Source organism: Bradyrhizobium sp. P3_C3 (assembly GCF_056402655.1).
The window spans coordinates 37279-59045 of the sequence record NZ_JBFUGY010000004.1 but is presented as its reverse complement, the minus strand read 5'-3'; the positions used below and the strand labels follow the sequence as shown (position 1 = coordinate 59045).

General features: G+C 62.7%; 20 protein-coding genes. 11 read left to right on the top strand and 9 right to left on the bottom strand.

Features of this window, described 5'->3' with window-relative positions:
- Positions 1–7: 7 nt before the first annotated feature.
- The 9 genes from AC1DW2_RS06435 to groEL all read left to right on the top strand — a co-directional run bounded on the left by AC1DW2_RS06435 (position 8) and on the right by groEL (position 8823).
- Positions 8–379: a hypothetical protein gene (locus AC1DW2_RS06435; RefSeq protein ID WP_477005483.1), complete on the top strand. Its 372-nt coding sequence runs from the start codon at positions 8–10 to the stop codon at positions 377–379.
- Between the two features lie 20 nt (positions 380–399).
- Positions 400–645: a hypothetical protein gene (locus AC1DW2_RS06430; protein WP_063629851.1), complete on the top strand. Its 246-nt coding sequence runs from the start codon at positions 400–402 to the stop codon at positions 643–645.
- Between the two features lie 150 nt (positions 646–795).
- On the top strand, positions 796–2466 hold the full coding sequence (locus AC1DW2_RS06425) for an aromatic/alkene/methane monooxygenase hydroxylase/oxygenase subunit alpha (protein ID WP_028156528.1): 1671 nt from the start codon (positions 796–798) through the stop codon (positions 2464–2466).
- A gap of 106 nt (positions 2467–2572) precedes the next feature.
- Positions 2573–3613 (top strand): 2Fe-2S iron-sulfur cluster-binding protein, encoded by a 1041-nt coding sequence (locus AC1DW2_RS06420; protein ID WP_477005482.1) that lies wholly within the window; start codon positions 2573–2575, stop codon positions 3611–3613.
- Positions 3614–3662: 49 nt separating this feature from the next.
- Positions 3663–4766: an aromatic/alkene monooxygenase hydroxylase subunit beta gene (locus AC1DW2_RS06415; RefSeq protein ID WP_354239298.1), complete on the top strand. Its 1104-nt coding sequence runs from the start codon at positions 3663–3665 to the stop codon at positions 4764–4766.
- Between the two features lie 46 nt (positions 4767–4812).
- Positions 4813–5169, top strand: coding sequence for an MmoB/DmpM family protein (locus tag AC1DW2_RS06410; RefSeq protein WP_477005481.1), 357 nt, complete (start codon positions 4813–4815; stop codon positions 5167–5169).
- A 109-nt stretch (positions 5170–5278) separates the two neighbouring features.
- Positions 5279–6322: an amidohydrolase family protein gene (locus AC1DW2_RS06405; RefSeq protein ID WP_477005480.1), complete on the top strand. Its 1044-nt coding sequence runs from the start codon at positions 5279–5281 to the stop codon at positions 6320–6322.
- The gene (locus AC1DW2_RS06400) at positions 6322–7116 is read left to right on the top strand and encodes a metal-sulfur cluster assembly factor (protein WP_477005479.1); all 795 of its coding nucleotides are present in this window, start codon (positions 6322–6324) and stop codon (positions 7114–7116) included. Before AC1DW2_RS06405 ends, AC1DW2_RS06400 begins: the two co-directional genes overlap by 1 nt.
- 78 nt (positions 7117–7194) lie before the next feature.
- A complete protein-coding gene (groEL, locus tag AC1DW2_RS06395; RefSeq protein WP_477005478.1) occupies positions 7195–8823 on the top strand; it encodes a chaperonin GroEL in 1629 nt (542 codons plus the stop codon).
- 94 nt (positions 8824–8917) lie between these two features.
- On the opposite strand, the gene AC1DW2_RS06390 is transcribed toward groEL, so the two are convergent.
- Positions 8918–10843: a sigma-54-dependent Fis family transcriptional regulator gene (locus AC1DW2_RS06390; RefSeq protein WP_477005608.1), complete on the bottom strand. Its 1926-nt coding sequence runs from the start codon at positions 10841–10843 to the stop codon at positions 8918–8920.
- 439 nt (positions 10844–11282) lie between these two features.
- Between AC1DW2_RS06390 and AC1DW2_RS06385 the strand changes: the two genes are divergently transcribed.
- Positions 11283–11429, top strand: coding sequence for a hypothetical protein (locus AC1DW2_RS06385; protein ID WP_187388109.1), 147 nt, complete (start codon positions 11283–11285; stop codon positions 11427–11429).
- A 116-nt stretch (positions 11430–11545) separates the two neighbouring features.
- Here AC1DW2_RS06385 and AC1DW2_RS06380 read toward each other — a convergent pair whose 3' ends face one another.
- From AC1DW2_RS06380 to soxC, 7 genes are all read right to left on the bottom strand, one after another.
- Positions 11546–12520, bottom strand: a complete 975-nt coding sequence (locus AC1DW2_RS06380) for an HlyD family secretion protein (protein WP_477005477.1) — start codon at positions 12518–12520, stop codon at positions 11546–11548.
- On the bottom strand, positions 12507–14837 hold the full coding sequence (locus AC1DW2_RS06375) for an ABC transporter permease (protein WP_477005476.1): 2331 nt from the start codon (positions 14835–14837) through the stop codon (positions 12507–12509). Before AC1DW2_RS06375 ends, AC1DW2_RS06380 begins: the two co-directional genes overlap by 14 nt.
- Positions 14834–15895: an HlyD family secretion protein gene (locus AC1DW2_RS06370; protein WP_354176225.1), complete on the bottom strand. Its 1062-nt coding sequence runs from the start codon at positions 15893–15895 to the stop codon at positions 14834–14836. Before AC1DW2_RS06370 ends, AC1DW2_RS06375 begins: the two co-directional genes overlap by 4 nt.
- 171 nt (positions 15896–16066) lie before the next feature.
- Positions 16067–16384, bottom strand: a complete 318-nt coding sequence (locus AC1DW2_RS06365; protein ID WP_477005475.1) for a hypothetical protein — start codon at positions 16382–16384, stop codon at positions 16067–16069.
- A 32-nt stretch (positions 16385–16416) separates the two neighbouring features.
- Positions 16417–16884, bottom strand: a complete 468-nt coding sequence (locus AC1DW2_RS06360) for a DUF302 domain-containing protein (protein WP_477005474.1) — start codon at positions 16882–16884, stop codon at positions 16417–16419.
- 10 nt (positions 16885–16894) lie between these two features.
- Positions 16895–17443, bottom strand: a complete 549-nt coding sequence (locus AC1DW2_RS06355; protein WP_477005473.1) for a c-type cytochrome — start codon at positions 17441–17443, stop codon at positions 16895–16897.
- On the bottom strand, positions 17430–18701 hold the full coding sequence (gene soxC / locus AC1DW2_RS06350) for a sulfite dehydrogenase (protein WP_477005472.1): 1272 nt from the start codon (positions 18699–18701) through the stop codon (positions 17430–17432). The genes AC1DW2_RS06355 and soxC overlap by 14 nt, the downstream gene beginning before the upstream one ends.
- A 221-nt stretch (positions 18702–18922) precedes the next feature.
- Between soxC and AC1DW2_RS06345 the strand changes: the two genes are divergently transcribed.
- Positions 18923–19900 (top strand): AraC family transcriptional regulator, encoded by a 978-nt coding sequence (locus AC1DW2_RS06345; RefSeq protein WP_477005471.1) that lies wholly within the window; start codon positions 18923–18925, stop codon positions 19898–19900.
- Here the strand turns inward: AC1DW2_RS06345 and AC1DW2_RS06340 are convergent.
- Positions 19863–21650: a peptide ABC transporter substrate-binding protein gene (locus AC1DW2_RS06340; RefSeq protein WP_477005470.1), complete on the bottom strand. Its 1788-nt coding sequence runs from the start codon at positions 21648–21650 to the stop codon at positions 19863–19865. The genes AC1DW2_RS06345 and AC1DW2_RS06340 overlap by 38 nt on opposite strands.
- Between the last annotated feature and the right edge of the window lie 117 nt (positions 21651–21767).

Below are 21767 nucleotides of genomic sequence, written 5' to 3'. Positions count from 1 at the left end.
GGCGCGAGTGACAAAGGACAGCCGATGCCGGCCACCGATCACCGCCGAGGAAGCCGCTGAATTGCAGCGCGCCCGCGATCGGATGATTGCCCGGGACAGGCTGATCGACGAGATGGTCGATAACAACGAGATGCAAATCAAGAATGAGTACGCGCGCGGCGGAGCCGAAATCGAACTCGCATGCGCCGCGCGTAGCGCGGCGCGCGCCGACGCCGGAAGCGACGCGCATGCTGAACTGGAGCGAGCGATCGCGCGCCTGGAGATGCTCCGGGAGGAGCATCGACGCCTGGTGGCCGAGCGTGAATGGCTCGACACGTCCCTGCTGGAGATCGACAACGGTCCTTCGTCCGGCGACCACCAACGTTCGGGGCACGCATGATGAGCAGGAACAACGCAACCATGATTGCATCAAAGCAACAGGCACAAATGCCGTCTCCGCAACCGGACATGAGCGAGGAAGCCGGGTCGAAAGACGCCTTCTTCATTCAGCTGGCCGAGATCGCGGAGGCCATGATCGCCGCGCACGGAAGGGATTTCGCTACTGGCGCGCTGGTCCTCTCGGCGAAATTCGTTGCCGAAGGCAAACCTCTCATCAAACGAGCCAACGGAGGTGACGAGACCGTCAGCGCCGAGAAACCGGGCTGACGTGAAACGACGAGTCAGCAGATCAATCAATCCATTTAACGGACTCAAAGTGTGTTTTGCAGCTGAGAATTTCAACAAAGCGATCCAGGGGATTGACCTGGAACCGAAGCGAGAATGCTGAAGATAACGCAACGTTCAAAGGAGCTGGAAATGTCTGCAAGTCTGACACTGAACAAGATCACCGCGCAGAAGGGGATCAGCATCGCTGAAGCGGCCAACCGCGTCGCGGACCTTGGTTGGACGCCAAGCTACGTGCAGGAGGCGATGACTTTCCCAACCGACTACAAGATCTCGAAGACACCGCGCGACCCGATGAAGCAGGTCCTGCGGTCATATTTCCCGATGCAGGAAGAGAAAGACAACCGCGTCTATGGCGCGCTGGATGCGGCGTTGCGCGGCGACATGTTCCGCAATGTCGAGCCGCGATGGGTCGAGTGGATGAAGCTGTTCCTGGCGATCATCCCGTTCCCGGAGATCTCGGCGGCGCGTTCGATGGCGATGGTCGGGCGGTTGGCGCCCGGCGAGGAATTGCGCACCGGCTTCACCATGCAGATGGTCGACGAGTTCCGGCACTCGACGATCCAGATGAACCTCAAGAAGTGGTACATGGAGAATTACATCGATCCAGCCGGGTTCGATATCACGGAAGCCGCGTTCGGCAAATGCTATGCGACCACGATCGGCCGCCAGTTCGCCGAGGGCTTCCTGACCGGTGACGCAATCACCGCGGCCAACGTCTATCTGACGGTCGTCGCCGAAACTGCCTTCACCAATACCCTGTTCGTGGCGATGCCGTCGGAAGCGGCGCGCAACGGCGACTATGCATTGCCAACCGTGTTCCTGTCGGTCCAGTCGGACGAATCCCGTCATATCGGCAACGGTCACTCGATGCTGATGGCGATGATCAACGATCCGTCGAACCACCAGCTGCTGGAGCGCGATCTGAAATACGCCTTCTGGCAGAATCACGCGATTGTCGATGCCGCGATCGGGACGTTCATCGAGTACGGCACGACCAACCGCGACAAGAACAAGGAGTCCTACGCCGAGCTCTGGCATCGCTGGATCTACGAAGACTATTACCGGACCTACATGTTGCCGCTCGAGAAGTACGGCATCAAGATCCATCACGATGACGTCGCCGCCGCCTGGGATCGGATCGTCAAGAAGAACTATGTCCACAAGACCGCGCAGTTCTTCACCGTCGGATGGTCGGTGAACTTCTGGCGTATCGAGGCCCAGACCGAGCGTGATTTCGAGTGGTTCGAGCACAAATATCCGGGTTGGTACGCCGAATTCGGCGATTTCTGGAAATGGCACGCCAAGCTCAGCGTGCCCGGCGAGACCAACATCCTCTTCAACAGCGAGGTGGGCTATTCATACCCGCATCGTTGCTGGAGCTGCATGGTCCCTTGCCTGATCCGCGAGGACTTCGTCTGCGACGAGGTCGACGGCAAGATCTACACTTACTGCTCCGAAGGTTGCCGTTGGACCCACAAGGTGGCGTTCGCCGCGGAATACGAGGGCCGTGCGACGCCGGCAATGGGCCGCTTCAGCGGTCGCCGTGAATGGGAGGACTGCTATCACGGCTGGGACGTCGCCGACGCGATCAAGGATCTCGGTTTTGTCCGGCCCGACGGCAAGACCATGATCGCGCAACCGCATCTGCGCTTCGACTCCAAGGACATGTGGACGCTCGATCACGTGCGCGGACACACGCTTGGCAGTCCGTTGCGTGGCTTCAGAGCGCTTTCGCCGATCGAGCGCGAGGTGGCGACGGCCGAATACCGTAAGGGCTTCAAGATCAATCCCTGCCACTAAAGAGATGATTAGGGGGAGGGGCCGCTTTCGGCGGCCCCTCTTGCCGGGACCGACAAACGGTTTGCCGATCGTTCTGTACAACTGCCACGACGACAGGGCCGGGATAATGACGGACGTGCGGGTTCACAAGGTTCGTTTCGAACCAGTGGGTATCGAGATGGAAGTGGAAGAGGGCGAGACCGTCCTGGATGCCGCGTTTCGTCAGGGCATCTCGCTGATGCATGGCTGCAAGGAAGGTCAGTGCGGCAGCTGCAAATCAAAGCTGATCGATGGGGACATCGAGCTTCTGAAATACTCGACCTTCGCTCTGCCGGATTACGAGAGCGAGACCGGCCACGTCCTGCTGTGCCGGACGCATGTCTACAGCGACATCGGTGTTGAATTGCTCAACTATGACGAAGACCTGCTCAGCCGTTCGATCGCGGTGAAGGCATTTTCCGGCCGCGTGGCAGGGATTGGCGCGCTGACGTCAGACATCAGATTGCTGGAGATCGAGATCGAGAGGCCGATGAAGTTCTGGGCCGGCCAGTACGTCGATCTGACGCTTCAGGATGGCACCATCACCCGCGCCTTTTCGATGGCGAACCCGCCCGGAGAAGGCACTAATCTTCGCTTCATCATCAAGAAATATCCGAACGGGGCATTCTCGTCCCAGCTCGATGGGAAATTGGCCGTCGGCGACGCCGTGATCGCCAAGGGGCCGTATGGCACCTGCTTCCGGCGCGAAGAACGTCCGGGGCCGATGCTGCTGATCGGCGGCGGCTCGGGCATGTCGCCGCTGTGGTCGATCCTGGCCGATCACATCGGGAGCGGCGAGCAGAGACCGGTCCGGTTTTTCTACGGAGCGCGTACCCGCGCCGACTTGTTCTACCTCGATGAGCTCGCGGCAATCGCCGCGCGGCTGAACGATTTCAAATTCGTGCCGGCACTGTCGCATGCGGAGACGGGTGACGGCTGGGACGGCGAGACCGGACTGATCCACGAGGTCGTGCTGCGCCATCTGCGCGAGGAGAAGCTGAGCGGCGCCATCGACGCCTATGCGTGCGGGCCGACGCCGATGATCGACGCCGTATTGCCCGTACTGCAAATGAACGGGGTCGAGCCGGACCACATCTATTTCGACAAGTTTACGCCGGCGGTGCGATGACGGCGTTCAAGGTTCGTCGCAGAACAGAATGGCAGAAAGGGAGTAAGCAATGAGCGCGCAAACGAGCAGAGCAGCAGCGACCAAGCCTGCGGCAATCGTCAAATCCGGAGCCGCGGGGGCAGCGGTTTTCCCGGGATCCGACAGCCGCAAGTACAATTACTTTGAGCCGAAGGGGCGCAAGGCGACCCATTACGAAGACATGACGGTCGATGTTCAACCCGATCCGGAGCGATATCTGCTGCAGGACTGGATCATCTCGTTCCCTGACGGAACGCCGACCTATTCCAAGGATTGGACGGCGGCAAAAAGCTCGAACTGGCACAAATTCCGCGCTGTCGACCAGGAGTGGGAGCGTACCCATTACCAGCGCCAGTCGACGATCTGCGGCATGGTGCAGAACACCATCGAGAATGGTCGGAAATCTGGCGCGCCGACCCGCTTCGATCCCGCCTGGGTGAAGATACTGCAGAACCATCTCGGAGCCTACAAGCATGCCGAGTTCGGTCTCGGCACCTCGACGATGCAGGCGCAACGTTACGGCTACACGCAGATGGTCAACAATGCGATCTTGACCAACTCGTCCTACAAGCTTCGCTTCGCGCAGGACATCACTCTTTATCTGAGCGAAATCGGCCTCGACCTTCCAGGCTTCGACATTGCCGCCGGCAAGAAGCACTGGCTGGAAGATCCGATCTGGCAAGGCGTGCGCAAGTCGGTTGAATCAGTGATGGGTTCAAACGACTATCTCGAGCAATATTTTGCGACCAATGCGGTGTTCGAGCCGCTGGTCGGCGAACTCTTCCGCTCGGGCTTCCTGATGCAGGCGGCGTCTGCGCAGAACGACTTTATCACTCCGGCTGTCGTCTCCGCTGCGGAGGCCGACTATGAGCGCAATCTCGCCAATACCGTCGAGCTGTTCCACATCCTCGGCACTGATCCGACCTTCGGGGCGCAGAACCTTGCGTTGTTCAACAAATGGTTGGCCAATCATGCCGATCTTGCGCTCGATGCCGCCAATCATTTGCAGCCCATCTGGTCGCAGCCTCGGGTCAAGGTCGCGGCTTTCGCCGATGCCATGGCACACGCGAAGAATCGTATCAGGGGTATCGCCACCGAGCTTGGCCTGACGGTTCCGGCCGGACTGGCGTCGTAATCGGCATCGCTTCACGCCCTCACACTCAATCCTTCTGGAGACCGACATGCTGCACGAGAACGACAACATCTTCAAATCGATGAAAGACATCACGTTCGAGGACACGGTGTCGCATCAATGCGGAGTGACAATGAACGATAGCGTCGAGGCGCGCGCTATCGCCGAAGTCATGAGCCGTCATGAACACATCAAGGTGACCTACATGCCGGCGATGATCCGTATCGATGGCGACGGCAAGATGGAATTCAAGATGGATGAGATTTCCGAAGAGTTGGGCCGCGTCATGACCCCGCATCTCTTTGAGATTTCAACCTCGACGCATTACGGCCGCATGGTCATGACGGATGACAACACCGTCATGCTGTTCGGCGACATGAACGAGATGATGAGATACATCGTTTAATGATCGCCAGCGAACCAGCCTGGCCGGCACAGAGCCGGCCGGGCTCAATCGACGACATCAATCGCGCCTCACAACAATACGCAATATCCAGCGGAGCGGGAGTAACGCCATGTACAGGACGGCCAAGGGTGAAGAGATTTTTGTCATCGATGGGCATACGCATTTCTGGGATGGCAGCCCGGCCAACCAGAAGAACATCCACGGCAAGCAGTTCATCGAGTGCTTCTACGCTTATCACTCGAATCTGAGCCCGCCGTCGGAGAAATGGGAGAAGGAGAAGTTCGAGAAGTACGACGCCAAGACGATGTTCGACGACCTGTTCGTCACCGGTTACGACGACATGGCGATCCTGCAGCCGACCTATCTCACCGACTTCTACAAGAACGGCTTCAATACCACCGAACGAAACTCGGCGATGAAGAAGAGCCATCCGGACCGCTTCATCCTGAACGGCGCCTTTGATCCGCGTGACGGTACCAAGGGCATCGAAGACCTTCATGCGCTCGCCGAGAAGCACAAGCTGAAGGGTGTCAAGCTCTACACCGCCGAATGGCGTGGCGAGTCGAAGGGCTACAAGCTCACCGACAAGGCGTCCTACCAGTATCTCGAGGCGGCGCAGAAGCTCGGGATCAAGAACATCCACGTCCACAAGGGGCCAACGATCATCCCGTTGAACCGGGATGCGTTCGATGTCGCCGATATCGATGACGTCGCCACCTCGTTCCAGGATTTGAACTTCATCGTCGAGCACTGTGGCTTGCCGCGCCTTGACGACTTCTGCTGGATCGCGACCCAGGAAACCAACGTCTATGCCGGCCTCGCGGTGGCGTTGCCCTTCATCCATTCGCGGCCGGGGTACTTCGCCCACGTCATTTCCGAACTGCTATTCTGGGTCGGACCGGACAAGATCCTTTACGGTAGCGATTATGGCATCTGGACGCCGAAATGGCTGATCGACAAGTTCATGGCATTTGAAATCCCGGCCGACGTCACCAAGGAGACCGGTTCGGTGCTGTCGATGGAAACGAAAATCAAGATCCTCGGTCTCAATGCCGCGCGCATCTACGGCATCGATGTCGAAGCGCAGAAGAAGAAGATCCAGGCGGGCGGCGGTTATGCCCACTTGCCCGAAGCCGTTCACGCGCCGAGGTGATGGCCATGAAGCGTGGCGTTGAGGGGAGGGAGCGGCCGAGAAGCCATTCGTCAGATGACAGGCAGGCGCAGATATGGGCCTGCCTGCGAGACGTGATGGACCCGGAACTCGACGAGTCCGTCATCGACCTGAATTTCGTGACCAGGGCCGATGTCGACGCGAAGGATCGGGTCCACATCGAGTTCCGCTTGCCGACCTATTGGTGCGCTGCCAACTTCTCGTTCCTGATGGCGGACGACATGCGCCGGTCCATCAGCGCGTTGGACTGGGTCAAGGGCGTCAGCGTGGTCTTGGGCGAGCACATGTATGCCGACAAGATCAATGCTGGCCTCGCGCAGGGGCGCTCGTTCCAGGAAACGTTCGGCGCCGAGGCCGATGGCAGCCTCGATGATCTGCGTCAGACATTCCTCGTCAAGGCGTTCCAGCGCCGGCAGGTTGCGCTACTCAGTCACCTCATCGCGCTGGGGCAGTCGCCGGCAGAGATCGTGAGCCTGACGTTGACGGAGCTCGGTTGCCTGCCGCTCGACGATGCAGGTGAGACGCTGATTCAGCGCTATCTCGAGCGACGTGCCGTCGTAGGTCCGGCAAGCGGTGGTGAACCCGCCTTTGTCGATGCGAGCGGAGCGCGGTTGAAAGCCGACGGCCTTGCCGCATACCTGTCGAATCTACGTCGCGTGGGCATCAATGCTGAATTCAACGGCGCACTGTGCCGCGGCCTGCTTGCCGCGCGGTTCGACCTCGATACACCGTTCGTACCGAAATCGAGGACGATGCCGGCGTCGCCGGACACGTAACAGGTGCGGTGATGCGGGTGCGCAGCATCGATAACAAGTCCAGACCAGACGACCTCAAGGCAAAGTCGGGGATATAGAATGCCGAAGATCATGTTGCACGATGAAGCTGCGCGGGCCGCGCTGGGCCGGGGCGTCGCCAAGCTCGCCAAGGCGGTACGCGGAACGCTGGGTCCGAGGGGCATGAACGCGATCATGGACCGACCGATCGGCACACCGATCGTGTCGCGCGATGGCGTCAGCATTGCCAGCGAAATCGAACTTGAATGCCCGTTTGAGAATATGGGCGCGCAGGTGTTGCGTGAGGTTTCAGCGCGAACCAATGAGGTAGCCGGGGACGGCACCACCACGGCCACCGTGTTGGCCGATGTTCTTGTGCAGGAAGGCCTGAAATGTTTGGCGGCCGGCGCCAATCCGGTCGAGCTGGTTCAAGGGCTGGAACTGGCGGTTAGTGAGACCATCACGGCGTTACGACGGTCGGCGAGACCGCTGCAGGGGTCTGCTGGCCTGCGGGCTGTTGCGAGCATTGCCGCCAACGACACAGCGCTTGGCGATATGGTCGGCGAAGCCTTCGAGCGCGCCGGCAATCACGGAATCGTCGCGGTGGAATTTGGCAACACGGTCGAGACGACGCTGGAAGTCGTTGAAGGCATGGCCTTCGATCGCGGCTATCTTTCACATCATATGGTCACCGATGTCGAGAAAATGCAGGTGGTTCTCGACAGTCCGTTCATCATCATGACCGATCTCAAGATCCAGACCGGGGAGCAACTGGCTGGTGTGATCTCGCTCATCGAAAAGAGCGGGCGACCTTTGCTGATCATCGCCGAGGAAGTGGCGCCATCTGTCATCATGCAATTGCTGGCGCGTCGGGAGAAATCCAATTTCAAGGTCGCCGCGATTCATCCGCCGGAGTTCGGCCATTGGCGCAAGGCGATGCTCGAGGATATCGCGATCGCGACCGGTGGGCGCGTTATCTCGGCGGATCTGGGCGGAAGGCTCGAGAAGGTGGAGCTGCACGACCTCGGGTCCGCGCGCCAAGTGCGCATTTCCGCCTCGAAGACCCTGATCACGGCGGGAGGTGGCGATCAGAGGGCCATCGCGGCGCGACGCGAGCAGGTGTTGCGCCAATACGATGCCGCTCCCGAAAATATTGAGCGGGATAAGTTCCAGGAGCGCGTCGCGAAACTGTCCGGCGGCACAGCGATGATTCTTGCCGGCGGCGCGACGCCGGTCGAGCAAAAACGCCGGACCCAGTTGATCGAGGATGCGATCAACGCGACCCGCGCCGCGATCGAAGAAGGCATTGTGCCGGGCGGCGGAGTGGCTTTGCTCAGGATCGCTGCAAGGCTCGACGAATTGATCAACCGTCTGGACGGAGGCGCCAGGCAGGGCGCCGAGCTGCTGCAACGCGCGCTCAGTCGGCCGCTTTTCTACATTGCCGCCAATGCCGGCCTGAACGGAGAGGCGGAAGTTGCGAGAATTGCCAAGGCCACGAATGGCCACGGGCTCGACGTGCGCAATGGTTCGGCGGTCGATCTTGTCGAAGCTGGCATCATCGACCCGGTCAAGGTTTGCTACAGCGCGGTTCGCAATGCGGCATCGGTGGCCGGACTGATCCTGACGACTCAGACCTTGATCGCCAAGAAGCCGGATGACTACGATCCGACCGCCGGCCCGGCCCGAGGTGGTGGTGCTGAGCTGCTTTGAACGGAACAATCATCGGTTCGAAGCGACCGGCGCTCTGTCCATAGTAGGGCATGCTGCGATACTCGCAGCATAGGCGCTTCGAGGCACTATGGCATCACTCGGGCTTCTTCTGCCCCAGTGCGCGATAGATGGTGTTTCTTGACACGCCGAGGCGCCGCGCGGTTTCGCTGACGTTTCCGGCGGTCTCGGCATACACCACAAGGATTCGCGCGCGGTGGATGTCGTGGAGCGATCCGGACTCCGCTCCGGGGTGTTGAACGATGCTCTCCGCGCTGGCTTCGTTGATAGAGCCGTCCGCAGCGGCAAGGGTGAATCGCGCCAGAACGTTGCGGAGCTCGCGGACGTTGCCAGGCCAGGGACGTGCGGCGAGATGCGCAATGTCCGTCCGCGTGATCTCGCAATTCGGGTCGATCGCATTGAGCAGATGGCGAACGATGGCATCAAAGTCGTTGCGATCCCGGAGCGGTGGCAGGTTGACCTCGAGCGTATTGAGACGATAGAGCAGGTCGGATCGGAACCGGGCTTCGGCGATGGCCTTGTCCAACCTGGCGTTGGTGGCGGAGATGAGAAAGACATCGACCTTCGATCTGACGCCGCCGACGGGGCGCACGGTCCAGTCGTCGAGCAGGCGCAGAAGCACCGCCTGCAGCGCGACGGGCATGTCGCCGATCTCGTCAAGGAACAGCGTGCCGCCGTCGGCCTCCTTGACCAGTCCAATCGCGCCGCCGCGCCGCGCCCCGGTGAATGCTCCCGCGGCATAGCCAAACAGCTCGCTCTCGATCAGACTTTCCGGCAGGGCGGCGCAATTCACTGGAACGAACGCGCCGGTCCGCCCACTCGCCATATGGGCGTGGCGGGCAAGCTGTTCCTTGCCGGTTCCGGTCTCGCCTCGGATGAGGATGGGCATCTTGCGTGCTGCCGCGGTCTCGACTTGACGGACGATCGCTCGGACCGCGGGGTCGTGCGCAACGAAGCCGGCGGCCATGCTCTGAAGAGACCGTGGTTCCGGCTTTGAATCCTTTCGGGCAGATGATGAGCTCGCGGTCTCGCGACCGTCAGATTCGGATCTCGATTTCTGGACGTCGCGATGCGTGATCAACTGGCGTCGTCGCGCATGCAGCACCACGATGGCGCCGATGCCGGAGCGTCCGTTCTCGACGAAGTTGAAGCTCGCGTTGGGAAGCAGCTCTTTCAACCTGCTCGGCCACTCATCGAAGGGAACCGTCTTCAAAAAGCGGGTTGGCGCGTCGTTGTAAATGCCGTGGCGATCATGCTGGAGTGCGTTCAGAGCACGCTCGGTGGCGTGGAGGATCATGCCACGACGATCGAGCACGATGCATTCATCGTTCGCCCATTGCGATCTCCTGCCGAGAAAGCGGCACAGCAACTCCTCGTGTTCCTGTCGGACCGATTGGGCCAGAACGCTTTCCACGTGATGGCCGACCGCGACGGCCAAAGCCAGGCTCTGCGGATTGAAGGTGCTTGCAGGACCCGAGATGTCGACCACGCCAAGCAGTTCGCCATCGGTCGGGTCATGAACCGGGACGGCAGCGCAAGTCCACCGCTGCACCTCCGAGCAGAAATGCTCTGTACCGTGAATTTGGACAGGTTTCGATTCCGCTATCGCGGCGCCAATCGCGTTGGTGCCGATGTCGGCCTCGCTCCAGCGTCCTCCGTGTTCGAGATGGACTGCGCGGCCGGCGTCGATGACCCTGTCGTCGCCCTGCGTATCGATGATCAGCCCACTCGGATCGGTGAGGATCATGATTGAGTTTGCATCGCGCAGAAATGTTTTTGAGTTCTCGAGAGCGCAGCGGGCGGCATGACGGAGCGACGCGTATTTGGAGCGATGACGAAACAACTCGGCGTCCGCGACGAGCGGCGCTCGCGCACGGTCGACGGTGACGTGATGGTTCCTGGATCGCTGCCACGACGCTGCGACCGATGATCTCAAGTCGGATGACAACGCTCCGCGCTCGACGAACTTCTCCCACGCCGCCAGCACTTCTCGTTGGTCCATCCCGGCTCCTCCGACGTGAAAGATGCTGGACCGCTCATGACGGGCCCTGCGATCATTCACCTGAATGCGGGGGAGTGCCTGGCGCAACTGCCGGTTCGCTCACGTAAAGTCCGACGGTAAGACCCTTCCAGGCCGCCGTGACGGCCGTCTGAATCGGATTCCATATCCGTCGCACCCGCCGTGAAGACGACCGCGCCTTCCGATCAAGCAACCCCTTCAGCGTCTCACGTCCCGAACGTCCCGGGCCTTTCTCTCAAGCCCGTTGACCAGATCAGCCTATACATTTTGAATGGTTCTAGCAAAGGTAGCGATCGAAGTTCCGCTGGGCCGCGGCTCGATCTGTTCGAAAATCCAGGCTAGGCGCGCAGTAGTGCGGCGCAGCATCAGGGAATTGGGCGGCGCGGGCTAGTATCTTCGGCCATCCACACGGGCCGGAGCTATGGACATCGGGGTGATTCACTTCCTGAAGAACGTGATGATGGCGGGCGGACTGCTCCAGATCGCGGCTTTCGGTGCGGGCGCTCTCAGCATCGACAACCGCGCGAAGAATACGGCGCCCTACACCGAAGCCGCCGTCACCAGCTAGGCTGAATTCGAATTCCGCAAGGCTGTTGAAAAACCCCAGTGGTCTCAATGACTGCTGGGGCTTCATTTTGCAGACGGTCGGAACAGCTTGGTTCCGCGAGCCCAAATCACCGGGGTTTAGGGGCCGATCCAGACGGTCATGCCCGGCTCAAGGCCTGCTAACTCTCCCTTCGGGTCGAGGCGCAGGCGAAGCGTGTTGCGGTCGTGATCGCCGATGACCCGCTCAGCTTGCCAGGTGGCAAACGTTCCGAGCGGCCGCAGCTCGGTGATGACCGCCTTGGTCGCGCCATTAGCGCCGTTCCGCATCACGTTCGCTGTTTCTCCCATCGCGAGACGATCGAGATGATCCTCGCGCACGTTGAACGAGAGCCATTGCCTGCCCGCGGCCTCGACCATCAGGATCGGTTGGCCCGCGCGAACATTTTCGCCGACCTCGGCGGCGATGACGCTGACCACGCCGTCGGCCGGCGCGCGCAACACCATCTTGTCGAGGCGGCGCTCGAGCACGGTGACCGCGGAGGCCGCAGCCTGCACCTGCGCGTCGGCGATCGCGCGCTCTTCCCGGGTCGGTCCCGCCACGGCCGCATCGTAATTGGCCTGGGCCTCCGCCACGCCGGCACGCGCGCTTGCAACGTCATTCTCGGCCTGGTCGAGCGACTGTTGGGATTCAAAGCTCTGGCGCGCCAGCGTGCTGGTCCGGGTGAGCTGGGCCTGCACGAAGTCGAGGCGGGCGCCGGCCTTGGCGATGGCGGCTTTCAGCGAGTCGACCTGCTCGCGGCGCACGCCGGCATAGACGTTGTTGCGGCTTGCGACGGCGGACGCGAGCACGGCACGCGCCTGGTCCGCCTGCGCCGTCAACTCCACCGCCGAGAGCCGCGCCACGACGTCGCCGGCCTTCACAGAGGCACCCTTCTCGACCGCGATCGAGACCAGCTGGCCGTTGACCTCCGGCTCGACCCTGATCTCGGTCGCGCGCACGACGCCGACGATGGCTGCGGGCGGTGCCGAGTGGCGCACGACATAGAGCAGCGCGCCCGCCGCGATCAGCGCGAGCGGAATCGCGACGAAGGCGGCAGGTCTAAGGTTGGGCATGTCCCTGTCTCCTCCCGACGGCAAATGCCGAGATCACTGCGAGCGCGAAGTAGCCGAGCGCCAGGCACCATAATGCGAGCCAGTCATGCGCAACCTCCCAGATGCCGGCGCCGAGCTGGTTGACGCGCACGAGGCCGTCGATCGCGGAGTCGGCCGGGAACAACCGGCCGAACGCAAGGGCCACGTCCGGAATCGCTTCGCGCGGCCACGCGAAGCCGGCCATGAAGAACTGCGGCAGGCTCGTCGCCAGCAGCAGGATGGTTGCGTTCTCAGGCCGCGTGAACCAGGCCCCGACAGCCTGACCCATGAAACTCGTCGCCAGCAGAAAGACACTCGCGAGCGCGAGGATCTGCGGAAGATGGCCGAGTGTCGAAAAACCGTAGATCCGCGGCAGCACGATGAGATAGAGCGCGAGCGCAGGAAGGTAGACGGTCAGATGCGCGATGCCGCGGCCGAGCACGCCGGCAAAGGCTGCGCCTCCGCTCGCCAGCGCGGTGCCGGTCAGCATCGCTGCGCCGATCAGCAGGGTCTGCTGCAGGATCAGGATGAACGCCGCCGGAACGACGTAGCTCGCATAGCCGCCCACCGGGTTGAAGATCGGCTGCAGCAACACGTCGGCCGGGCTCGACGTCGCGAGCTTCGCCTTGACGAGGCTGCCATCCGAGCGCGCGCCGCGCGAAACCAGCTCGGACGTCAAGGTTCCGATGGCGGTGGCGACCCCGCTGGCGCTCGATCTGAAGATGAACAGATAGGTTGCGTCCGCATAGACGGGTATGTGGGCGGTGATGCCCTTGAGCACGTCGCGTTCGGTGTCGGGTGGAATCTCGACGGCGGCAAAGGCCTGCCCGCGATCGATCGCGCTGTGCGCCTCGGCGAGCGTTCGGGCGCGAACCGTCACGCTTAATGCGCCGCTCGCGTCCAGCGTCTCGACGATCTGCCGGCTGAGATTGCTGAGATCGTTATCGACGACCGCAATCGGAAGCTTGCGAAGGATCTGGTTCAGATAGGGCTGCGGATAGTAGATGCCGTAGACCAGGGGAGCGAGAAACAGCAGAGCGAAGGCGCCCCGCGTTCCCAGCACGCGCCGCCACTCCGCCACGAAGGCGCCGCCGACGCCGCGCGGTGTGGAGATGACCTCGTGTGGCTCGGCAGGCCGCGCTGTTGCGAACCAGCCCTTGCGGGTGACGTTCGCCATGCGCATCCACGCCAGGCCGGCAAAGACCAGCGCCAGGCCGGCAAGTGCAGCGAAGGGAATAGCGGAATCCGCGACCGGCAATCCCCGCGCGGCTTGTCCCAGCAGGACGGCCATGTACCAGCGAAGCGGCAGGATCGCGCTCCATGTCTGCGCAAAGGCATTCATGCCGATGGTGGGAAAGCCGACGCCGGCATAGCCGAATGCGGGCGAGGCAATGAGGCCCGCAAGCCCGAGTCCGGTGGCGAGATCGCCGACCAGAAGCTGGAGCAGGGCGCCGAGCGACAGATAGGCGATGATCAGCAGCGAGGCCGCAGCGATCATCAACGGCAAGTCGCCCTTGAAGGGAATCTCCAGCACACCCTCCAGGAACAGCGGCTCGGCCAGCATGATCAAAATGAAGATGCAGAACAGCGGCGCGAGCTTGCCGGCCAGCGCGACAAGCGGATCGCCGCCGGCGCTTTCGAGCCACGCCCGCGCGTCGCGGCGGCGGAATTCGGAGCCGACGGAATAGCCGGCGGCAAGGGTCATCACCACATGGATGATGGTCGGCAGCAGCGCGCGCAGCAGGAACTGCGCGTAGTTCTTCTGCGGATTGACGAGCGCCATGGTCTCCGCTTTGAGCGCACCCAGGGACGCTGGCGCAGGTGCCGCGCGACTGGCGGGAGCGGCCACCGCTGCCGCTGCGGAAAGTGAATCGCTCAGACCCGAGGATGCGATCCCGGAGGGAGTCAAAAACTGCTGGTTATAAAACCCGACGATCTGCGGGCGGCGCGCGGCCTTCAGGTCGCGCTCGAAATCCGGCGGAATGTGGACGGCCGAAATCGACTTGCCGGAGCGTATGTCCTGCACGGCCGTGGACAGCGTGCCGGAGCGGTCGACGATCTTCAGGCTTGGCGACGCCGCAATGTATTCCACCAGGGCACGCGACGCGTCCGACTTGTCCTCGTCGACGACAGTCACGCCGAGCCCGCGGATGACTGGATGGCTGAAGACCGCGGTGAGCACCACGAACGCGAACAGCGGCACGCCGAAGATCAGGAGCAGCGCCACGCGGTCATGAAGCAGCCAGCGGCACTCGCGCCGCGCGACCAGCAGAAATCCGGGCTTTGGCGCCGGCCTCATGGCCGCGACCGCCAGTCGAGATAGGCGCTCATTCCCGGTCGCAGCTCGGGCACCGGTTGCACCGGATAGGCACGGATCGAAAACGTCCGCAGGTCGAAATCACCCGAAGCACGCGTGGCCCGCCAGCTTGCATATTCGCCCTTGGTCGCGATGAGCTTGACCTCGACTGTCACCGAGCGGTCGCCGAGGGCGGGAATGCGGACATCGAAGCGATCGCCGACCTTGAGGCCTTTGACGAGATCCTCGCGCAGATCGAAATGCACCCAGAGGTCCGCGAGATTGATCAAGGTGACGAGCGGGACGCCCGGCGAGACGTATTCGCCGGGTTCCACATTACGCTGATAGATCTGCGAGGCTACGGGCGCATAAACCACGAGCTGGTCGATGATCGACTGGACACTTTGGATATCGGCACTGGCCTTTTCGACATTGGTATTGGCAATGGCCCGCTCCTCCTTGGTGTAGCCATTGACCGCCTGGTCATAGGCCGATTTGGCCTGGTCGACGGCGCGCTCGCTTTCGTGCAGCGCATCGGTGGCCTGATCGAGGCGGGCTTGCGGCGCATTGCCTTGCTCGGTCAAGGTGTGTGTGCGGTCAAAGGTCTTTTGCGCCAGCACCAGTGCCGCTTGGGCGCGCTCCATTTCCGCCTTCCGTGCCGCGATCACTTCCACCCGCGTTCCGACGAGTACGTTGGCAAGCTGGGCGTCCGCAACGGCCTTGGCCGCCTTCATCTGGTCGTGTTTGGCCAGCGTTTCCGGATTGTCGATCTGGACCAGCACCGCGCCCGCAGCGACGTTCTGGCCGCGCTCGACGGGAATCTTGCCGACCCGTCCGTCCACGCGCGCCGCGATATCGAGCCGCGTTGCATCGACCTCGCCTTGAACGAGCAATGGTTCGGGTCGTAAGAGATAGAAGGCGGAAAGCGCGACGACGGCAGCCGCAACGACACCGACGATGATGGAAGGAGTACGTGTTGGGTTGCGCGTGGTTTTCGCCTGTTCGTTAGCCGGCTCGTCGGGTGTGTTTTGAATGTCCTTGTCAGAGCTCGGCGCGTCCATGCCTGACTCCCTTTCTCGTGACGGGATGGCCCACTCTATTCGGTTGCCAGGCCCAGTCGCAATCGCGAAGCGGTGCGGTACTTTCAATACTCCGCGACGTGCCGGCGGCCATCTTATTCGGATTGCTCGTCGGGAAAAACACCCGTCACCCCGTCAACCCCTTGTTGCGGCTCAGCGCGGGCCGCTCTGTCCATCGTCCGCATCGCTCTCCGGCTCCCGGATCAGCACCACCGGCTCGTCATAGCCTTTGCGGCTGCTATAAAACACCAGCGCCATCAGGCCGACGCCGACGACCAGCGAGAACACCACGCCGAGCACCAGTGCGACATAGCCGGACGCCGGCACGCTGGTATCCGTGCTGGTCCAGCCGAGATAGCCGAGAACGCTCGCGGCGACGAGCATGGCGCACAGCACTGCGATGACCAGCCATCTGGCGAGCTTGCTGTCTTGCGCCTTGGGCGGCGCCGGTTGCCCGCTGGTCACGTTCATGAACCTCTCCTCGCGCGGCCGTCGTGCCGCGCTTACGGCGCGGTGGCCTTGGTCGCGATCGCATGCAGCGCGGCGGTCATCGCGCCGATGGCGGTCTTGGCCGGCTCGCCGACGCCGTGACGGCCGGCGAGATAGGCGGGATCGTTGTACGACAGCCAGGTCGCGCCTTGCTCGTCCTGCCAGACCAGCGCCTTCAGCGGCAGGTCGATGCCGGCGGTCTGCGCCTGCTGCATCAACGGCGTGCCGCCCTTGGCGTTGCCGAAGATGAGCAGATCAGTCGGCCGCAGAGTCATGCCGACGGCGTCAGCGCCCGCGGCGTGATCGACATGGGCAAACACGGTGAGGCCTTTGGCCTTCACCTCGGTCTCCAGCCGCGTCATCGTGTCCTGCGGGCCAAAACTGCTCTTGATGGTGATGAGTCCGTCTGTAGCCATTGCCTGCGTCTCCCAGAAACATGTCGCGACCAGCGCGAAGATCCCGACCAGCGTGAAGAGCCTCATGATGTCAGGCTCACTTCTTGCGGAATAGTCGCGCCGGATCGAATTCCGGCTCCGGAATGAAGCCGTCGCGGTTGGGCATCCTGATCTTCGGCAAGGACTCCTTGTCGACCTTGCCGCCGCCTGGAACGATGCCGTTGAGGCTCAATATGTAGGCGGTGACGGCATAGGTCTCGTCGGTGCTGAGCGAGCCCGGCGTCGGATATGGCATCGCGCGATGGATGTAGTCGAACAGGGTCGTCGCATAGGGCCAGAAGCTGCCGACGGTCTTGACCGGCATGTTGGAGGCGAGCGTGCCCTGTCCGCCGGCGAGGCGATCCTTGATGCCGCCCTGGCCGTTGTCGCCATGACAGGCGGCGCAATTGTCGGCAAAAATCTGCTTGCCCTGCACCGCCGTGCCGCTGCCATCGGGCAGGCCCTTGCCGTCGGGGCCGACGTCGATGTCCCACAGCTTGATTTCCTGCGGCGTTGCCGGACGGCCGAAATCGAACGCCAGCGCGGGTGCGGCGAGCAGGCCGGCGGCGAGGATGCCGGTGAGAAACAGCTTGTCATGCGAGGACATTGCGAACCCTCCCGGCCTCGTCGATGCTCCAGGTCTGCTGGGCGTTGTAGTGAAACAGCGCGTTGGTCCCCATCGCGGCGATGAAGGACTGCCGGTCCGGCTGAACGTTGCCCTGGTCGTCGGTCGAGCGGCTCACGATTTTCGTCGGCTTGCCGTCCCAGACCCAATCCATCTGGAAGCGCACCTGCGCCTTGGACAGCACCGGCTGGCTCAGTTGCGCCTGCTTCCAGGTCTTGGCGCCGTCGGTGGAGATCTCGACCTTGGCGATCTTGCCATGGCCGCTCCAGGCAAGACCCGAGATGCGGTTGTAGCCCGGCTGGATCTGCATCATGCCGGAGGGCTGGGTGATGACGGAGTTGGTTTCCATTCGCAGCTGAAACTGCCGCGCCTTGCCGTTGGCCAGCAGCTGGGTGTAGCGCGCGGTCTCCCAGCGCGTCATCCAGGGCTCGCTGCCGAACTTGAGGCGGCGCAGCCATTTGATGTTGAGGTTGCCTTCAAAGCCCGGCATCACCAGCCGCATCGGAAAGCCGTGCGCAGGCCGCAGCGGCTCGCCGTTCTGGCCGTAGGCGACGAAGGCCTCGTTCACGATCTCGTCGGTGAGGGGAATGCTGCGATCGACGCCCGCGCCGTCGCCGCCCTCCGCCAGCACCCAGTTCGAGCCCTTGTCCTTGGCGACGAGGTCGATCAGGAATTTGAGCGGAACGCCGGTCCATTCATTGGTGCTGACGAGGCCATGCGTGTTCTGCACCGTCACGTCAGGATCGGCCTTTTTCCAATTCTCCCAGCCGTTGCCGGTGCATTCGATGAACACCACGCGCGTTACCGATGGCATCCGCTTCAGATCCTCGACGCTGAACACCAGCGGCTTCTGGACCATGCCATGGATGAGCAGCCGGTGCTGCGCGGGATCGATATCGGGCACGCCGGAATGGCTGCGCTCGTAATGCAGGTCGGTCGGCGTGATGTTGCCGACGAGCTTCTGGTGCGGCGTCTTGGAATTGATGGCGTCGCCGGGATCGACGTTGCGCTTGCCCGGCGTGGCCTCGGGGATGCGATCGAGTTTTGCAAACCGGGAGCGTTCGCTGTGCGCGCTGAGATCGGCGCCGGGCCCGCGATCGGGGACGTCGGCGAGCGTCTCGGCGCCCGCCGCCTCGCTCGCCACCGCGCCAAGGATGCCCGCCGACAGGCCTCCCACGAAGCCGCGGCGCGACACATTCGCAGGCCGTGGCAACAACTCGACTGGCGTCTTGGACGTCATATGATCTCCCCTTGATAACCCTGTTTTTTGGAAATCCCTGCCGCCTTCATGCCGTGACATTACCGAACGCCGTGAGGATTGCTCGTTAGGATATGTTAAAAGCCATGAGTACTGGTCCACTCATGCGCGGGACGGCCCGCTCATACGGTAGATGCGCTTGGCTGTTCCATGGAATGGCCGGGCGGCTCGGAGACATGTCCGGGCGGATCAAGGGGAGAGGGATGTCGGAGGCGGACGCGGCGGAATTGTTGAAGGCGATGGTGCCGCTGTTCAGGATCCGTCCCATATTCGAGGATTCCTGCAAATTCGGCGGCAGCTGGGAGTCGCTACACGCGCCGAACGGCAAGGGATGGGCGCAGTTCCACATGGTCACGCGCGGCGCTTGCGTGGTCGAGCGGCCGGGCCTGGGCCCGCAGAGGCTCGAAGCCGGCGACATCCTTCTCCTGCCGCATGGCGACAGTCACGCGGTTCGCAGCCGGACGGGCGGCGCTGTCGGGCGTGTTACGACCGAGGTCCGCAATGGCGTCCGCCAGCGCGCGACGGTCGAGGCCGAGGTCGATACCGAACTGCTGTGCGGCCGTTTCCTGTTCGAGACGTCGGATGAAAATCCGCTGATCGCCGCGCTTCCCGACGAGATCGTCCTGCGCACGGCGGAGGAGCCGCTGCTGGAACGGTTTCGGCGCCTGCTGATCGACATCCGCGAGGAGCTCGACGCTGGACGGGTTGGATCGGAGGTGGTCGCGGCCGACCTCGCGAGAGCGTTGTTCGTGATGATGCTCCGCGACCATCTTTCGGACGATGCCTCCGGGAACGGGACGGTGTCGCTGTTGCGCGACCGCATGACGGCCCGTGTGGTGTCGGCAATCCTCAACGATCTCGCCCGGGACTGGACGCTCGACGACATGGCGGCGGTGGCGATCGCCTCGCGCGCGACGCTGGTGCGCGCTTTTCAAAAGCGCGCGGGGGTCGCGCCCATGACGTTCCTGTCCGATTTGCGATTGACGGTCGCGCGCAAGCGGCTGGCCGGCACCTCCGATCCGATCGCGAAGATCGCCGGCGAGGTCGGGTATGCATCCGAGGGCGCGCTGAGCAAAGCCATCATGCGCAGATACGGCATGCGACCCGGCGCTTTGAGGGAGCCGGGTCCTCGCGCRCCGGTCGTCAAACCCGATACCAGCTCCCCAGATTCCAGGTCGTGACGTCCCAGCCCGAGATGTCGGCCATGAGGCTGTTGACGCCGGCGCCGACGATGTTGCGGGAGAGCAGCGGCACGAGGATGTTGGCTTCGCAGAAAATCTCGTTGACCTTGATCAGGAGCGCGGCGCGCTTGACCGGATCGAGCTCCTGCTGCGCGGTCTTGTAGGCCTTGTCGGCCTCGGGATCGGACCAGCGCGAGATGTTTCGGCCGAGCCACTTGTTCTCCTTGTTGGCGATCTCCCAGGAGACGCACTGGTTCAAGAACCGCTCCGGATCGGGCTGCGGCTGCGTCGTGTTGTACATCTCCATGTCGCAATAGAGTTTCGAGTAGGTGTCGGGGTTGCCGACGTCAGACGAGAAGAACACCGATGCGGTCACCGACTTCAGCTCGATGTCGATGCCGGCCTTCTGGCAGGCCTGCTTGATGATGGCCTGCGTCTTCTGCCGCGGGGCGTTGATCGAGGTCTGGAAGACGTATTTGAGCTTCTTGCCGTCCTTCTCGCGGATGCCGTCCGCGCCGCGCTTCCAGCCGGCCTCGTCGAGGATTTTGTTCGCCTTGTCGACGTCGAAGGCGTAGGTCAGCTTGCCCGACTTGAACTGCTGGGGCTGGTTGACGAAGCTTGCCGTGGCGATGCCGCCGCGACCGTAGATGAATTTCTGGATCGCCTCGCGATCGATCAGGAGGTTGAACGCCTGGCGGACGACCGGATCGGACAGCGTCGGGTGCTTGGTCTTGACGCTGGAGCGCTCGCCGTCGACCTCGGTCCACGGGTCCGTCGTGTTGAGGATGATGAACTCGACGTTGCCGGACGGCGTGATGTCGACCCTGCCTTTCCCGCTGGCCTCCATGCGCTTGAGGACCTCCTCCTCCACCAGCAGGTTCCAGGCATAGTCGTATTCGCCGGTCTGGAGCACCGTGCGCGCCGCGGAGACCGCGTCGCCGCCGCCCTTGACCTCGATCGTGTCGAAATGCGGCTGGTTCTTGACGTGATAGTCGGGGTTGCGTTCGGCCCGGATCAGGTCGCCCGGCTTGAACTCGACGAATTTGTACGGGCCGGTGCCGACCGGCTTCAGATTGCCCGGCGCCTCGCGCGACTTCGCGCCGGCATAGTCGCCGAAATGGTGCTTCGGCAGGATCTGGCCGACCGAGCCGACGAAGGGGTCGGCCCAGAACGGGGTGGGGGCCTTGAACAGCACCTTGACGGTGTGGTCGTCGATCTTCTCGACGGTGATGTCCTTGTAGGAGCCCGTGCTGTAGGCGGCGGTCGCGAGGTCCGCCGCATAGCTCCAGGTGAAGACGACGTCGTCGGCGGTGAAGGGCTTGCCGTCATGCCACTTCACGCCCTGCTTCAGCTTCCAGATGACGCTCATGCCGTCGGCTGCGAGGCTGCCGTTCGCCTTGGTCGGAATCTCGGCGGCGAGGCAGGGGATGAGGTTGCCGTCCTTGTCCCAGCCGGCCAGCGGCTCGAAGAAGATGCGCGAGGCGACCTGATCCTTGGTGCCGATCGCGAAATGCGGATTGAGCAGGGTGGGGGCCTGCCACAGCAGGATCTTGAGCGGGCCGCCGCCGCCGGCCTTGGTCGGCTTGTATTGCAGCGTGGCGTCCGCCATCGCGACGTCGTTCCAGAGCAGGATCTGGCTCGCGACCGGCGCGGCGATCCCGGCCGCAGCCATGGTCCGGATGAACGAGCGTCGCGACAGCGTGCCTTGCTTCACCTCCGCGATGGATTTGCGAATCTCGTCTTCATTCATCGAATGACCCCCACCTCGAAGAAAAATCGTCTTCGGCACCCCATCATGTTGCATCATGCACGAGGCGGCAATGCCGGCGAGGCCGCAAGGCCCTGCGACGAAATGGCGAACGTGGAG

Coding starts and splice junctions, on each gene's coding strand:
- groEL (WP_477005478.1), top strand. CDS start 7,195: ATGCCGAAGATCATGTTGCACGATGAAGCTGCGCGGGCCGCGCTGGGC.
- AC1DW2_RS06340 (WP_477005470.1), bottom strand. CDS start 21,650: ATGAATGAAGACGAGATTCGCAAATCCATCGCGGAGGTGAAGCAAGGC.
- AC1DW2_RS06420 (WP_477005482.1), top strand. CDS start 2,573: ATGACGGACGTGCGGGTTCACAAGGTTCGTTTCGAACCAGTGGGTATC.
- AC1DW2_RS06430 (WP_063629851.1), top strand. CDS start 400: ATGATTGCATCAAAGCAACAGGCACAAATGCCGTCTCCGCAACCGGAC.
- AC1DW2_RS06400 (WP_477005479.1), top strand. CDS start 6,322: ATGGCCATGAAGCGTGGCGTTGAGGGGAGGGAGCGGCCGAGAAGCCAT.
- AC1DW2_RS06370 (WP_354176225.1), bottom strand. CDS start 15,895: ATGGACGCGCCGAGCTCTGACAAGGACATTCAAAACACACCCGACGAG.
- AC1DW2_RS06355 (WP_477005473.1), bottom strand. CDS start 17,443: ATGTCCTCGCATGACAAGCTGTTTCTCACCGGCATCCTCGCCGCCGGC.
- AC1DW2_RS06410 (WP_477005481.1), top strand. CDS start 4,813: ATGCTGCACGAGAACGACAACATCTTCAAATCGATGAAAGACATCACG.
- AC1DW2_RS06405 (WP_477005480.1), top strand. CDS start 5,279: ATGTACAGGACGGCCAAGGGTGAAGAGATTTTTGTCATCGATGGGCAT.
- AC1DW2_RS06365 (WP_477005475.1), bottom strand. CDS start 16,384: ATGAACGTGACCAGCGGGCAACCGGCGCCGCCCAAGGCGCAAGACAGC.
- AC1DW2_RS06360 (WP_477005474.1), bottom strand. CDS start 16,884: ATGAGGCTCTTCACGCTGGTCGGGATCTTCGCGCTGGTCGCGACATGT.
- soxC (WP_477005472.1), bottom strand. CDS start 18,701: ATGACGTCCAAGACGCCAGTCGAGTTGTTGCCACGGCCTGCGAATGTG.
- AC1DW2_RS06390 (WP_477005608.1), bottom strand. CDS start 10,843: ATGGACCAACGAGAAGTGCTGGCGGCGTGGGAGAAGTTCGTCGAGCGC.
- AC1DW2_RS06375 (WP_477005476.1), bottom strand. CDS start 14,837: ATGAGGCCGGCGCCAAAGCCCGGATTTCTGCTGGTCGCGCGGCGCGAG.
- AC1DW2_RS06425 (WP_028156528.1), top strand. CDS start 796: ATGTCTGCAAGTCTGACACTGAACAAGATCACCGCGCAGAAGGGGATC.
- AC1DW2_RS06415 (WP_354239298.1), top strand. CDS start 3,663: ATGAGCGCGCAAACGAGCAGAGCAGCAGCGACCAAGCCTGCGGCAATC.
- AC1DW2_RS06380 (WP_477005477.1), bottom strand. CDS start 12,520: ATGCCCAACCTTAGACCTGCCGCCTTCGTCGCGATTCCGCTCGCGCTG.
- AC1DW2_RS06385 (WP_187388109.1), top strand. CDS start 11,283: ATGGACATCGGGGTGATTCACTTCCTGAAGAACGTGATGATGGCGGGC.